Source organism: Streptomyces mashuensis (assembly GCF_014654785.1).
In the GTDB taxonomy this organism is placed as follows: Bacteria; Actinomycetota; Actinomycetes; order Streptomycetales; family Streptomycetaceae; genus Streptomyces; species Streptomyces mashuensis.
This window is the reverse complement of the sequence record NZ_BNBD01000005.1, coordinates 396,276-409,278: the sequence shown is the minus strand read 5'-3', so window position 1 is coordinate 409,278 and position 13,003 is coordinate 396,276. Positions and strand designations below refer to the sequence as shown.

10 protein-coding genes and 1 pseudogene are annotated in these 13,003 nt (G+C 73.9%); 4 read left to right on the top strand and 7 right to left on the bottom strand.

Annotated features, from left to right (window positions below):
• Window positions 1-88: 88 nt before the first annotated feature.
• The 6 genes and pseudogenes from IE305_RS16130 to IE305_RS16110 form a co-directional block, all read right to left on the bottom strand.
• The gene (locus IE305_RS16130) at window positions 89-1,120 is read right to left on the bottom strand and encodes a BMP family lipoprotein (RefSeq protein WP_190130252.1); all 1,032 of its coding nucleotides are present in this window, start codon (window positions 1,118-1,120) and stop codon (window positions 89-91) included.
• A 240-nt stretch (window positions 1,121-1,360) separates the two neighbouring features.
• Entirely contained in the window at window positions 1,361-2,599 is a 1,239-nt protein-coding gene (locus tag IE305_RS16125) for an amidohydrolase (protein WP_190130251.1), read from the bottom strand.
• A gap of 106 nt (window positions 2,600-2,705) precedes the next feature.
• Window positions 2,706-3,884, bottom strand: a complete 1,179-nt coding sequence (locus tag IE305_RS16120; RefSeq protein ID WP_190130250.1) for a hypothetical protein — start codon at window positions 3,882-3,884, stop codon at window positions 2,706-2,708.
• Between the two features lie 16 nt (window positions 3,885-3,900).
• The gene (locus IE305_RS33045) at window positions 3,901-4,809 is read right to left on the bottom strand and encodes an N-acetylneuraminate synthase family protein (protein WP_229891055.1); all 909 of its coding nucleotides are present in this window, start codon (window positions 4,807-4,809) and stop codon (window positions 3,901-3,903) included.
• A gap of 354 nt (window positions 4,810-5,163) precedes the next feature.
• A pseudogene (locus IE305_RS33040) lies at window positions 5,164-5,532 on the bottom strand (cytidylyltransferase domain-containing protein); the annotation flags it as partial.
• 17 nt (window positions 5,533-5,549) lie between these two features.
• The gene (locus tag IE305_RS16110; protein ID WP_373311644.1) at window positions 5,550-6,920 is read right to left on the bottom strand and encodes a DUF6716 putative glycosyltransferase; all 1,371 of its coding nucleotides are present in this window, start codon (window positions 6,918-6,920) and stop codon (window positions 5,550-5,552) included.
• 186 nt (window positions 6,921-7,106) lie between these two features.
• Between IE305_RS16110 and IE305_RS16105 the strand changes: the two genes are divergently transcribed.
• Genes IE305_RS16105 through IE305_RS16095 form a run of 3 tightly spaced genes read left to right on the top strand, consistent with a single transcriptional unit; the run spans window position 7,107 to window position 10,668 of the window.
• The gene (locus IE305_RS16105) at window positions 7,107-8,177 is read left to right on the top strand and encodes a glycosyltransferase family 2 protein (protein WP_190130248.1); all 1,071 of its coding nucleotides are present in this window, start codon (window positions 7,107-7,109) and stop codon (window positions 8,175-8,177) included.
• Window positions 8,174-9,556: a polysialyltransferase family glycosyltransferase gene (locus IE305_RS16100; RefSeq protein ID WP_190130247.1), complete on the top strand. Its 1,383-nt coding sequence runs from the start codon at window positions 8,174-8,176 to the stop codon at window positions 9,554-9,556. Before IE305_RS16105 ends, IE305_RS16100 begins: the two co-directional genes overlap by 4 nt.
• Window positions 9,553-10,668, top strand: coding sequence for an acyltransferase family protein (locus tag IE305_RS16095; protein WP_190130246.1), 1,116 nt, complete (start codon window positions 9,553-9,555; stop codon window positions 10,666-10,668). Before IE305_RS16100 ends, IE305_RS16095 begins: the two co-directional genes overlap by 4 nt.
• 42 nt (window positions 10,669-10,710) lie before the next feature.
• Here IE305_RS16095 and IE305_RS16090 read toward each other — a convergent pair whose 3' ends face one another.
• A complete protein-coding gene (locus IE305_RS16090; protein WP_190130245.1) occupies window positions 10,711-11,364 on the bottom strand; it encodes a TetR/AcrR family transcriptional regulator C-terminal domain-containing protein in 654 nt (217 codons plus the stop codon).
• 69 nt (window positions 11,365-11,433) lie between these two features.
• Between IE305_RS16090 and IE305_RS16085 the strand changes: the two genes are divergently transcribed.
• Window positions 11,434-12,987, top strand: a complete 1,554-nt coding sequence (locus IE305_RS16085) for an FAD-dependent monooxygenase (protein WP_190130244.1) — start codon at window positions 11,434-11,436, stop codon at window positions 12,985-12,987.
• Window positions 12,988-13,003 lie beyond the last annotated feature (16 nt).

Genomic DNA, 13,003 nt, shown 5'->3' with positions numbered 1-13,003 from the left:
ATGTGCGGGCCCGGTGGCCGGGGTGCCTCCCCTGCCGCCGGGCCCGCAGTCCTTGCGTGTCACTGGGCCGGCCGCTGCCGGCCCGGCGTCACGGGGCGGTCTTGACCTTGACCTGACCGCTCACGACCTTCTGCTTCGCGGCCTCGATCTTGTCCTTGATGTCGTCGATGAAGCCGCCCGAGGTGGACAGCGAGACGCCGCCGTCCTTGAGCAGGTACTGGTGGTTGCCCGTCAGCGGCTTGCCGTCCTTGACGCTCTTGGCGAGCTCGAAGACCGCCACGTCCACGTTCTTCACCACGGAGGTGAGGATGTGGTCCTTGTACTTGGCCAGGCCCGGCTGCTGGTACTGGTCCGAGTCGACGCCGATCGCCCAGGCGTCCTTCTGGCCCGCGATGGCCTCGATGGAGCCGTTGCCGGAGAGGCCGGCCGCCGTGTAGATCACGTCGATGCCGCGGTCGAGCATGCCCTTGGCCTTCTCCTTGGCGGCCGCGGGGTCGTTGAAGCCCTTGTCGTTGTTCGCGTACAGGTACTCCGAGGTGACCTCGACGTTCGGGTCGGTCTCCTTGGCGCCCTGCTCGAAACCGGCCTGGAACTTCTGGATCAGGGCGTTGTTCACGCCACCGATGAAGCCGACCTTGTGGTTCTTGGACTTCAGCGCGGCGGCGACGCCGGCCAGGTAGGAGCCCTCGTGCTCACCGAAGGTGATGCTGTCGATGTTCTTGCCCGGGGCAACCGAGTCCACCACGGCGAAGGTGGTGTTCGGGAAGTCCTTGGCGACCTTCTCGATCGACTTCGAGTAGTTGAAGCCCACGCCGATGACCGGGTTGTAGCCCGCCTCGGCCAGGGAGTTCAGCCGCTGCTCGCGGTCCGCCTCGGTCTCGCCGTTCTTCGCCGTCATGTCGCGGCCGGAGATCCCCAGCTCCTTCTGGGCACGGTCCATGCCGCGGGCGGCGGACTCGTTGAAGGAGTGGTCGTCACGGCCGCCGACGTCGTAGGCAAGACCGATGCCCTTGGACTTGCCGCCACCGGACTCGGTGGAGGACTCGCCGCAGGCGGAAAGGGTGAATGCGAGAGCCGCGGTGGCAACGCCCGCAGCAGTGATCTTGGATACCCGGCGCACGAGGGCCCCTTCACTCGAAGCGCCTCCATTGGCGCTGGTTCACGGGGGATCGTAACGCGCGTAGATGCAGATAAAAGGGGTAGCTGTAAGCCGTTATCGATTCGTCGCGAACCAGGCTTGATCCGGTCTTGACGGGTTTGACCGGTATCCGATCCGGTGGAATGGGCCGCGCCAGGGGCACAAGCCGGGAACGGCCCTTACCCAATTTCGTACGGGTCTACAAGGGGTCTGCGCGAGCTTCTACGGCATCCGGGCCCCGCCGTCGAGCAGCGCCGCCGCCGTGAACAGCTCGACGCCCACCTCGATGGCGCCCTCGTCCACGTCGAAGTCGCCGCAGTGCAGGTCACGGGGGGTGGTGTCGCCCACCGGGCGGACGCCCAGCCGGGCCATCGCGCCGGGCACGTGCTCCAGGTACCAGGAGAAGTCCTCGCCGCCCAGGCTCTGCTCGGTGTCCTCCACCGCGTACCGGCCGCGCCGGGCCGTCATGGCGCTGCGCAGCAGGGCGGTGGTCTCGGTGTCGTTGACCACCGGCGGGACGCCACGGACGTAGGTGATCTCCGACTTCGCGCGGTGCAGGGTGGCGACCTCGTCGACCGCGGCGTGCACCAGGTCGGGCGCCTCCCGCCAGGTGCGCAGGTCCAGGCAGCGGACCGTGCCGGCGACCTCGGCGCGCTGCGGGATGACGTTGCAGGCGTGCCCGGTCTCCAGCCGGCCCCAGGTGACGGAGAGCCCCGAACGGGCGTCGACCCTCCGGGCGAGCGTGGCGGGCACGTCGACGGCCACCCGGGCGGCGGCGGTGACCAGATCGGTGGTGAGGTGGGGGCGGGCGGTGTGGCCGCCGTTGCCGGTGAGGGCGACTTCCAGCCGGTCGCAGGCGGAGGTGATGGCCCCCGCGCGCAGCCCGATCCGGCCGACTTCCACCTTCGGGTCGCAGTGCACGGCCAGGATGCGGCCGGCGCCCTCCAGCGCGCCGTTCGCGATGGTGTCGAGGGCGCCGCCGGGCAGCACCTCCTCGGCGGGCTGGAAGACGAGCCGCACGGGGTTGGGCAGCAGCCCCTCCTCGGCCAGCCCGGCCAGCACCAGCCCGGCGCCCAGCACGACGGTGGTGTGCACGTCGTGGCCGCAGGCGTGGGCCATCTTGGGGACGGTGGAACGGTAGGGAACGGTCTTGGTGTCCGGGATGGGCAGTGCGTCCAGATCGGCGCGCAGGGCCAGGACCGGGCGGCCGGCGGAGGCGTACGAGGCCCCGTCCCGGCCGATGTCACAGATCAGCCCCGTGCCGCCGGCCAGGGTGCGTGGTCTGAGCCCGGCCTTCTCCAGCCTCGCCCGGACCGCCGCGGTGGTCCGGAACTCGCGGTTGCCAAGCTCCGGGTGCATGTGCAAGTCCCGGCGGAACGCGACGAGTTCGCTCCGCAGCCCGGGCGGGACCAGGCCGGGCAGGGCGCCGTCGGCGGTTGCGGGGTCGGCTTCGCAGGGCATCAGGTGATTCACCCTGCGTAGATTAGAGCCCCGAATGGGGCAACTGTCCCTCAATCAAGAAAAGTTCAGCCGCATGGATGGGTGTGCCGAGGGGTATGACCCGTATTTACGGCGTAGCTTCGCCGGTCCGGGGCGCCGGAACGGAGGGGCGGGGCATCCTGTGTGCGGCGCGTGCGGCTGCCGTGACGCCGGAGAGGAAGCCGTGCGCGCGGGGCGAGGCGTGTTCGGTGAGCCAGGCGGGGTCGATGTCGCAGACGGCGACGGACACGCCGGTGCCGGCCAGGGCCAGCGGCAGGGTGTGCACGACGGTGGAGGGGAAGCTGAGGACGGTGCGCCCGATGGGGCCGCGCCGGGCCACCAGCTCCAGCGGCAGCTCGGGCCGGACGACCTCCAGGCCGAGGCCGGTGGATATCCGGCGCAGCTTGTCGGTGTCCTCGCGGCGGTGGGCGAAGTAGCGGGTGGCGCCGTGGGCGCGGGCCAGCGCGGCGACGGCGGCGAGGTAGCGTCCGGCGTCGACCACGCCGGTCTCCACGAGCGAGGTGCCCACGAGGTCGGTGCCACGGGTGAGGCGGGGCGGGCCGTACGTGGACCGGGTCCACGCGAAGTCGTTGGCCGTGACCGTCACCCCGGGTGGGGGCTGCACGGGCATCGCGGTGAACAGCTCCACCCTCCGGTGGCGCCCCGGACCCAGCTTGCGCCGCGCCGCCGCGGCGAACGGCGCGAAGGCCAGCTCGCGCGCCCCCCGGCCGCCGCCGCTGCGGTGCCAGCGCACGAGGCGCTCGCCCCGCGCCAGTTGGGCGGCGTACTCCAGGGTGGCCGTGCCGTCGTCGACCACGACCACGTCACGCGTCCTGACCAGGGCGAGCAGCAGCTGCACGTAGCGGGAGAAGGGATCGCCCACGACCAGCCGTGCGGCCGCGCGCAGCGGCCCCGCGAGGCCGCGCACGGTGGCGAGCGGCGCGCCGGGCCCGCCCCGCGCCTCCTCCCAGCGCACCCGGTGTCCCAGGTCGCGGGCCAGTTCGGCCATCCGGCGGAGCTGACCGCGCGTCATGGGGTCGCGGGGCGCGAGGACGACGACGAGGAGGTCGCCGGCGAGCGGGGTGAGGTCGCGCTGCGCCGGCTGACGGGGCACGCCGTCGCACAACGGGCGCAGCGCGTGGGGGCGCGGCGGGGCGGGGTGCGCGGTGCGGTGGGCCCATTCGAGGACGTTGAGCAGTTGCACCGGGCTCTCGACGAAGGCGAGGACGGGGGCGGTGGCGGCGGCGGGTGCTGTGGTCGTGGTCACCGGGCGTCCGGGGCCGTCAGACCGCGACGGCTTCGCGGTCGCCGGTGCCGGGGACGCGGCGCAGTTTGCGCATGGGGGCGAGCTCGCTGTCGTACACCCGCTTCACCCCGTCCCCGAGGGCCTCCTCGACCACGCGGATGTCGCGGACGAGGCGCTGGAGGCCGCCCGGTTCGACGGAAGCGGCCTGGTCGGAGCCCCACATGGCGCGGTCGAGGGTGATGTGGCGCTCGACGAAGGACGCGCCGAGGGCGACGGCGGCGAGGGTGGTCTGGAGACCGGTCTCGTGGCCGGAGTAGCCGATGGGGACGTTGGGGTACTCGGCCATCAGGGTGCCGATGACGCGCAGGTTGAGCTCGGCGGCGCGGGCCGGGTAGGTGGAGGTGGCGTGGCAGAGCACGACGTTCCCGCTGCCGAGGACCTCGACGGCGTGCCGGATCTGCCGGGGCGTCGACATGCCGGTGGACAGCACGACGGTGCGGCCGGTCGCGCGCAGGGCGCGCAACAGCTCGTCGTCGGTGAGGCAGGCGGAGGCGACCTTGTGCGCGGGCGGGGCGAACTTCTCCAGGAAGGCCACGGACTCGACGTCCCAGGGCGAGGCGAACCAGGCGATGCCGCGCTCGCGGCAGTGCGCGTCGATCGCCCGGTACTCGTCCTCGCCGAACTCGACGCGGTGCCGGTAGTCGATGTACGTCATCCGGCCCCACGGCGTGTCGCGTTCCACGTCCCACTGGTCACGCGGGGTGCACACCTCGGGGGTGCGCTTCTGGAACTTCACGGCGTCGCAGCCGGCGTCGGCGGCGGCGTCGATCAGCGCGAGGGCCGTGCCGAGGTCGCCGTTGTGGTTGATGCCGATCTCGCCGGTGACGAAGACGGGGTGCCCGGGACCGACGGGCCGGTCCCCGAGGAGACGGGTACGGAGGCTCATACGAGGCGGTTCCTTCACGGGAGGGGACAGGGACAGGGGCGGGGGTACGGGGACGTCGAGGAGGGGGGCGAGGAGACGGGCCCGGTCGAGGTCGTGCGGGTCGTCGATCTCCAGCACGCGGGCGGGATCGGTGGCCACGAGGGCGATCCGCCCGAAGAACCGGTGCCGGGCCGTACGGAATCCCTCGGCCCGCATGGCGTAGGCGGCGCCGGTCTCGAGGAACTCGGGGGTGCGGTCCTGGCGCCGGGGGCGGTGGGCGGGGTCGTGGTTGACGCCGGCCGCCGCCTCCCCGTCCCGCCACACGAACCCGTGGAACGGCGCCACGGTCAGCGCGCAATCCGCCCCGCCCCCGGCAACGGCGGCGGCGACGCCGTCGACCTCGTCGGCGGTCAGGAACGGGCTCGTGCACTGCACCAGCAGCACCGTGTCGACGCGGGCCCCGGTCTGCCCCTCGTACACGTCGAGCGCATGCAACACCGCCCCTTCACTGCGCGCAGCGTCACCGGCGAGCGCGGCCGGCCGGTCCACCACCACGGCCCCGGCGGCCCGGGCCACCGCAGCCACGCCCGGATCATCCGTGCTCACCACCACATCCGTGACGCGGCCGGCCGCCCGGCAGGCCCGTACGGCGCGGGCCACCAGCGGCACGCCCCCCACGGGGGCGACGTTCTTGCCGGGGACGCCCTTGGAGCCGCCCCGGGCGGGGACGACGGCGAGGACCACGGGGGTCCGGCGCCCGCTCACAGCTCCCCCAGCCGGCGCACCGCGGGTGCGACGCGCTGCACCGCGTGCCGGTACACGCCGCGCGCGGCGTCGCGCAGGGCCCCGCGCGCGGCGCGCCGCAGCGCACTGCCTTCCTCCGCGGGGGCCGCGCGCCCCGGAAGGGGCCGCCCCTGGGGGTCGAAGCCGTACCGGGCGAGGATGCCGGGCAGGTACCCGGGGGCGGTGGCGGCGGTGTAGTAGGGGGCGAGCGGTGGCAGCCCCGTACGGGTCCCGACGAGCGCGGCGAGACGGATGCGCGCGACGTCGAACGCGCCCCGGGCGGCGCGCCTGGTGACGCCCTGCCGGGCCGTCCACCCGGGGTCCGGCTGCGGCCGGTGCCCGGCGTCGAGCTGGTCCCAGGAGGCGAGGCAGCCGGAGCCGAGGAAGTGGTGGTTGCCGAGGGCCTCGCGGATGCCGAGGTCGGTGAGGACGGCCGTGGGGATGCCGCGGTGCAGGGCCTCCAGGGCGGCGGTGGAGCTGACGGTGACGAGCAGGTCGGTGCGGTCCAGCAGCTCGCCCATGTTCCCGTACGCGAGGCGGCAGTTGGCGGGCAGTCCACCGGGGATGCGGGCGGCGAGCTTCTGGTACGGGAGTTCCTCGATGTGCGTGGTGTGCTCGCCGGGCCGGCTGCGGAGCTTGACGACGACCTGCCGGCCCGGGTGCCGCCGGGCATGGGCGGCGGCTCGTTCCAGCAGGTAGAGCCGCTCCTCCCGGCCCGCCGGGACCGACGGCTGCGTGGCGAACACGACGGTGTACGGGCGGCCTTCGGCGGGTGGCGGCGCCCCGCCGTACCCGTCGCCGTCGAGGAACGGCAACGCGCACGGCGTCACCCCGCCCGCATCCGCTCCGGCGCCCTCCAGGACGGCGCGGAAGCGCTCCACGTCGTGGGGCGAGTTGGCGAGGAGGACGTCGGCGCCGTGCCGGAGCAGCAGCCCGTCGGCGAGCTTCTCGTAGACGACGCCGACGTAGCCGGTGACGACGACGGGCCGCAGCGGGGCGCCCGCCCAGGCGTGGGCCAGGGCGTGCAGCATGGCCTGCACGCCGCCGCCGACGCAGGCGAGCACCACCACGTCGTACCGGTCGCGGCCGGCGGCCGCCGCGAAGCCGGGGCCGGTGACCTCGCGCAGGGCCTCGGCCCGTACGCCGGCCTCGGCGAGCTGGCGGGCCGTGGGGGTGGCGCGGCCGCGCAGCAGGAAGCCGTCGACGCGGGCCCCGGGGGCCAGCCGGCGGGCGCAGGTCGCCCCCCATTTCCACCGGGTGTCCGAATCCGCGAGCACGGCGACGCGCCATGCGGACGGCGGGGCGTCCGGGAAAGCCGGGGCGGCCGGGGAATCGGCAGGAGAGGGCACGGAGATGACGATAGGAATGGATTCCGGTTGGCCGCCCAACGGCACTTCAACAAGCAGTGAACAGCGCGTCGACGCACGGCGAACCGCCCTTCCGGAGCAGGCGGTTCATCGATTCGCCGTGCGCCGTTCACCCCGTCTTCCGTCCGCTGTCGGACCGAATGCCGGCGATCGGCCTACCGTCCTTCCGTGGTCACACTCTCGGTCATCGTGCCCTTCTTCAATGTGGAGCCGTACGCGCCGGACGCGCTGCGCTCCCTCCGGGCGAACGCACGCGAGGATTTCGAATTCCTGCTCGTCGACGACGCGTCGACGGACGGCACGCCCGAGGTCCTCGCGCGGGCCGAGCGGGAGGCGCAGGACCTGCCCGGCAGCGTGCGGGTGCTCCGGCACGACGCGAACCAGGGCCTGGCCACCGCCCGCAACACCGGCCTGGACGCGGCCCGCGGCACGTTCGTCACATTCCTCGACGGCGACGACTGGCTCGCCCCCGGGCACCTGGCCCGGCTGGTGGCGGCCGCCGAGGCGCTGGGCGTGGACTTCGTCCGCACCGACCACGTGCAGTGCACCGGCCGTGTCCGGACCGTGCAGCGCGCGCCCGTGGGCCCGCGCGGCGTGGCGCTCGACCCGCGCGCGGCGATCCTGCCGGCCGGCCGGCCGACCTCCGTCGACTACGCGTACGCCTGGGCGGGCGTCTACCACCGCCGGCTCCTCGACCGCGGGCTGCTGCACTTCCGGCCCGGGCTGCGCACCGCCGAGGACCGGCCGTGGATCTGGCGGCTGCACCGCGAGGCGGAATCCTTCGCCGCCGTCGGCCTGCTCGGCGTTTTCTACCGGCGCGGTGTCGCCACGTCGCTCACGCAGATCGGTGACATCCGGCAGCTGGATTTCCTCCGCGCGTTCGACCAGGTGATCGAGGAAACGGCCGCCGACCGTGATGCGGCCGCATTTCTGCCGAAAGCCGTCCGCACGTATTGCGCCATCATTGCGCACCATCTTTCCCATGCGCAGGGCGGAAAGGGGGATGCGCATGCGGAAGGCGGGAAAAGATTCGAACCGGCGGTCGCGAAAATGCTCCGGTCGATGAGCGCGGACGCCTTGCGGCGTCTTCCGCGGCCGCTCGTGGAGGACGCGCTGAATTCCATGGACGCCGACCGCGCCGCCCGGCTGCGTGCCCTGCGCCGCCGGTTCCCCCGCCCGGCCCGGCACCCGGCCGCACGCCCCGCCCCGGCCGCTCCGGCGGGGGTGGCCGCCCGATGACGACCGTCCGCCGCCGTACACAGCTGCTGCTCGCCTCCACGTTCTACGGCGCCGTGACCCTGGCCGCCGCCCTCGACGCCGGGCTGCTGCCGGCCGCCGACCGGCGACTGCTGGTCGTCGCCAACACCGCGGCCGTGCCGGAGACGACGCCCGCCCTGGACGAGGCGCCCGGCTTCGAGGCGCTGCGGGCCCGCTTCGACGGGGTGCTGTCGTGGAACGACACCATCCGCCCCTTCCACCCCTCCGGCTGGTCGCCCCGCCCCGACGACGCCCCCCTGTGGGAGCGCCACCTGCGGCTGCTGTGGGGCCTCGGCACGGCCGAGGCGCCGGACGAGATCACGGTCGTGCTGGAGTCCTTGCAGGTCAGCCCCGCCTCCGCGGTGGCACGGATCTTCGCCGACGCCCCGCTGCACGCCTACGCCGACGGCCTGATGAGCTACGGCCCCACCCGCACGAAACTCGACCCGCTGGTCGGCACCCGCGTGACGCAGCTGCTCCACCCCGACCTCGTACCCGGGCTGCGGCCGCTGCTGCTCGGCGAGTTCGGCGTGCCCGCCCGTACCGTGCCCGCCGACGTGCTGACCAAGGTGTTCGGCGAGGTGGCCGACGCGGCGGCCACCGCCCTGCCGCCCGTCCCCGAGGGCACCGCCCTGCTGCTCGGCCAGTACCTGTCGGCGCTGGACATCCTCACGCCCGCGGAGGAGGAAGCGCTGTACGCGCGGATGCTGCGCGGCGCGGTGGCGCGCGGCCACCGCGAGGTGGTGTTCAAGCCGCACCCCTCGGCGCCCGCCCGCTTCCGCCGGCTGCTGGCGGACGAGGCGGACCGGCTCGGCGCCCGGCTGACCGTCGCCGACGCGCCCGTACCGGCCGAGACGCTGTTCGCGCGGGCGCGGCCGGCGCTGGTCGTGGCCTGCTTCTCCACCGCCCTGTTCACCGCCCGTGCGCTCTACGGGCTGCCGGTCGCGGCCTGCGGCACGGATCTGCTGCTGGAGCGGCTCACCCCGTACGAGAACAGCAACCGTGTGCCCGTCACCCTCACCGACGCACTGCTGCCCCGGCTGGAGGGCGACGGTCCGCCACCGGACCCCGGCCCCGTCCCCGATGTGGCGGGGCTGCTGGCCGCCGTCGGGTACACGATGCAGCCGCAGGTGCGGCCCGACCTGCGGGCCGCCGCCGAGCGGCACCTGGCCGCGCACCCGGACGCCGCCCGGACGCGCCGCTGGTTCAAGCGGCGCCGGCTCGCCGCGCTGGGCCTGCCGGGCGCGCCCGTTCCCGCGCCCCTGGCCCGCCTGCCACGCCACCCCGCGGTGCGGCGGGCGGCCCGCCGGGCCCGTGCCGCCTACCGGCGGGTGCGCGCCGGTCTGGGGGTGGCGTCGTGACCGTCACCGACCCGGTCGTCCTGCCGCGGCAACCCGCCCCCGGCAGGGAGTCCCGTAAGGGGCGGCACGGGCGGCTCGTCGCCCTGGACGGGTTGCGGCTCGTCGCCGCACTCATGGTCGCGCTCTACCATTACGGGGGCCGCGACGGCGACGTCAGCCGCGCCTGGGGCGCCTCGCCGCGCCACGAGTTCCCGCACCTGTCGGAGGCGTTCGCCTACGGCTGCCTCGGGGTGCAGATCTTCTTCGTCATCAGCGGCTTCGTCATCTGCATGAGCGGCTGGGGCCGCTCCGCCCGCTCCTTCTTCGCCTCCCGCGCCGCCCGCCTCTACCCCGCGTACTGGGCGGCGATCGCGCTGGTCACGCTGGTGTTCGCGCTGCCCTGGGTGACGTACAGGACGGTCTCCGCGAGCGACACGCTGGTGAACCTGACGATGCTCCAGCAGCCGGCGGGCGCGGAGCGCGTGCTCGGCGTGTGCTGGACGCTCTGGGCCGAGGTGCGCTTCTACGCGCTCTTCGCGCTGTTCGTCGTGCTCCCCGGCGCCACCCGCCACCGTGTCGTGCTCTTCTGCGCCGTGTGGTCGCTGATGACGGTGATCACGACCGCGTCGCACGTGGAGTTCCTGCGGGTGGTGGTGATGCCCGAGCACTCGGCGTTCTTCATCGGCGGGATCGGCCTGTACCTGGTGCACCGCTTCGGCCATGACGCGCTGAGCTGGGGCGTCGTGGCGGTCGGCTTCCTGCTGGGCCAGCACTACGCGGTGGCGGGCCTGGCCCACCCGCCGGGCCCGCAGTACTTCTCGTACCGCCACCCCGTCGTGATCATCGCCGTGCTCGCGGCCGGCTTCGCGGTGGTGGCGCTGGTGGCGGTGGGCCGGCTGCGGTGGGCGCGGTGGCGCTGGCTGCCGTTCGCGGGCGCGCTGACGTACCCCTTCTACCTGGTGCACGAACACCTGGGGTGGGTCGCGATCGGCGCGCTCCACCGGGGGCTGGGCATCCCCTCGTCCGTGACGTTCGCCCTCACCATCGGGGTGATGCTGCTGCTGGCCTGGACGCTGCATGTGGTGGTGGAGCGGCGGGTCACGCCGGTGCTGCGGCGGGCGCTGGACCGCTGAGGGCGCCCGGCCCGTAGGGGCCCGCCTTACGGGCCGGGGGCCTTACGGGCCGGGGACCGCCGCCGTCGCGGCCAGACCGGCGACGAGGGCGGCCAGGCCCTCCTCGTAGCCCCGGTCCAGGTCCTCGAAGAACTCCCAGCCCGCCTCGCTGGCCATCGGGTAGCCCTCCATCGTGCGGGCGCGGTCGTCCAGGTCGTACTGCGGGTCGCGGGGTTTGCCCGGCTCCGGGTACACCGACTGCTCCTCGATGACGTAGCCCATCGTGAAGACGTGCGCCGTGTACCAGGCGCGTGCGCCGCGGCGCACGCCCGAGCCCGTCTGCTCCGTCCACACCTTCAGGAACCGTTCCAGCGGGATGGCGAACCAGTTCTCCGTGAACCGCGTGCCGCTGAACGCCTTGCCGCCGTCGCGGTAGCCGAGCAGCGCGCGGCGCAGGACGCGGGCGGCCTCCGTCAGGTGCTCCTCCCAGCCCGCGTCCTCGGGGATGGCGGCCAGCGGCTCCAGCATGCGCCGCATCATCTCGGTCGCCATGTCGTCCAGCAGCTCCTGCTTGTTGGCGAAGTGCCAGTACAGCGCGGGTGCGCGCACGTCGAGTTCCTGGGCGATGCGGCGGAGCGTGAGCCCGTCGAGGCCGCCCTCGTTGAGGAGGCGCAGTGCGGTGTCGGTCACTTTGGCGCGGTCGATGCGAGAAGCCACCTTGACAGCTTAACGCTGTTCAGTTCACTGTGGGGGAACGGAACTTAACAACGTTAAGGGGGGTTTCCGATGCAGCAGGACACCACATACGAGACCGAGGTCCTCATCGCCGGGGCCGGGCCGACCGGCCTCGTCCTCGCCATCGAGCTCGCCCGCCGGGGCGTGCGCCACCGCATCGTCGAGCGCTCCGAGCGCGGCTTCCCCGGCTCGCGCGGTACGGGCCTCCAGCCCCGCACCCTCGAGCTCTTCGACGACCTCGGCGTGATCGACGCCGTACTGCGCGACAGCGTGGTCATCCCGCTGATGCAGAAGTGGGAGGGCCGGCAGCGCATGGGCACGTGGCAGCTCTCCATGCCCGCCGCCGACTCCCCCACCGTGCCGTACCGCGACGCGCGGATGCTGCCGCAGTGGCGCACGGTGGAGCTGCTCTGCGCACGCCTGGAGGAGCTGGGCGGGCGGATCGACTTCGGCACCGAGCTGACCGGATTCACGCAGGACGCGGACGGTGTCACCGCCACCCTGACCGGGCCCGGGGGCGCGCCGGAGACCGTGCGCGCCGGCTGGCTGGTCGCGGCGGACGGCGGCCGCAGCTCCATCCGCAAGGAGCTGGGCGTGCCGTTCACCGGCGAGACGCTCATGGACGGCCACAGCCTGGTGGCCGACGTGCTGCTGGACGGCCCGGACCGGCCGCTGCTGGACCGTGAGCACTGGCACATGTGGTCGAACATGCAGGGGGCGCTGGTCGGCCTGCGGCCGCTGGAGGGCACCGACGCCGTCCAGGTCGTCACGGGCTTCCGGGGAACGGGGGACGAACCCGTCGAGGGCCGGGACACCACTCCGGAGGCGCTGACGCGCCTGATCTGCGAGCGCACGCAGCTGGACCTCACCGTGCGGGAGGTCCGGTGGGCGTCGGTGTTCCGGCTGCGGTCGGCGATGGCGGACCGGTTCCGCGAGGGCCGCGTCCTGCTAGCGGGCGACGCCGCGCACGTGCACCCGCCCACCGGCGGCCAGGGCCTCAACACCAGCGTGCAGGACGCGTACAACCTCGGCTGGAAGCTGGCCGCGCTGCTGCGGGGCGCGCCGGAGGCGCTGCTCGACTCGTACGACGCCGAGCGCCGGCGCGTGGCGGCCGACGTGCTGGCGCTCAGCGCGAAGGTGCTGCGCGCGGACCTGAGCGAGCGCGAGGCGGGGATGTCCACGCGCGGGGAGGACACCCACCAGCTGAAGCTGGGCTACCCCGGGAGCGCCCTCAGCCGCGAGCTGCGGCGCGCGGTCCCGGAAGGGGCGCTGCGGGCGGGCGACCGCGCCCCCGACGCGCCGTGCACCGACCCTTCGGGGGCTCCCGTACGGCTCTTCGACGTCTTCCGGGGCCCGCACTTCACGCTGCTGGACGTGACGGGGGCGGCTGCCGCCCTGCCGGAGGCGCCGTGGCTGCGGACGTGCCGGGTGGGGAACGGCCCGGAGGCCGGCCTGCGCGACGCGGAGGGCGTGGTGAAGTCCGCGTACGGGTCGGGGTACTTCCTGGTACGCCCGGACGGGTACGTGGCGCTGGCGACGGACGACGTGGCGGACGTGACGGCGTACGCGCGGGAGTGGCTGGGGGCGGCCGGGGCGGCCGCGTGACCCCCTAGGTGACTGA

Bases quoted from the DNA above. Each gene is read 5' to 3' on its own strand.
- IE305_RS16125 (WP_190130251.1), bottom strand. From the start codon at position 2,599: ATGCCCTGCGAAGCCGACCCCGCAACCGCCGACGGCGCCCTGCCCGGC.
- IE305_RS16085 (WP_190130244.1), top strand. From the start codon at position 11,434: ATGCAGCAGGACACCACATACGAGACCGAGGTCCTCATCGCCGGGGCC.
- IE305_RS33045 (WP_229891055.1), bottom strand. From the start codon at position 4,809: ATGAGCCTCCGTACCCGTCTCCTCGGGGACCGGCCCGTCGGTCCCGGG.
- IE305_RS16100 (WP_190130247.1), top strand. From the start codon at position 8,174: ATGACGACCGTCCGCCGCCGTACACAGCTGCTGCTCGCCTCCACGTTC.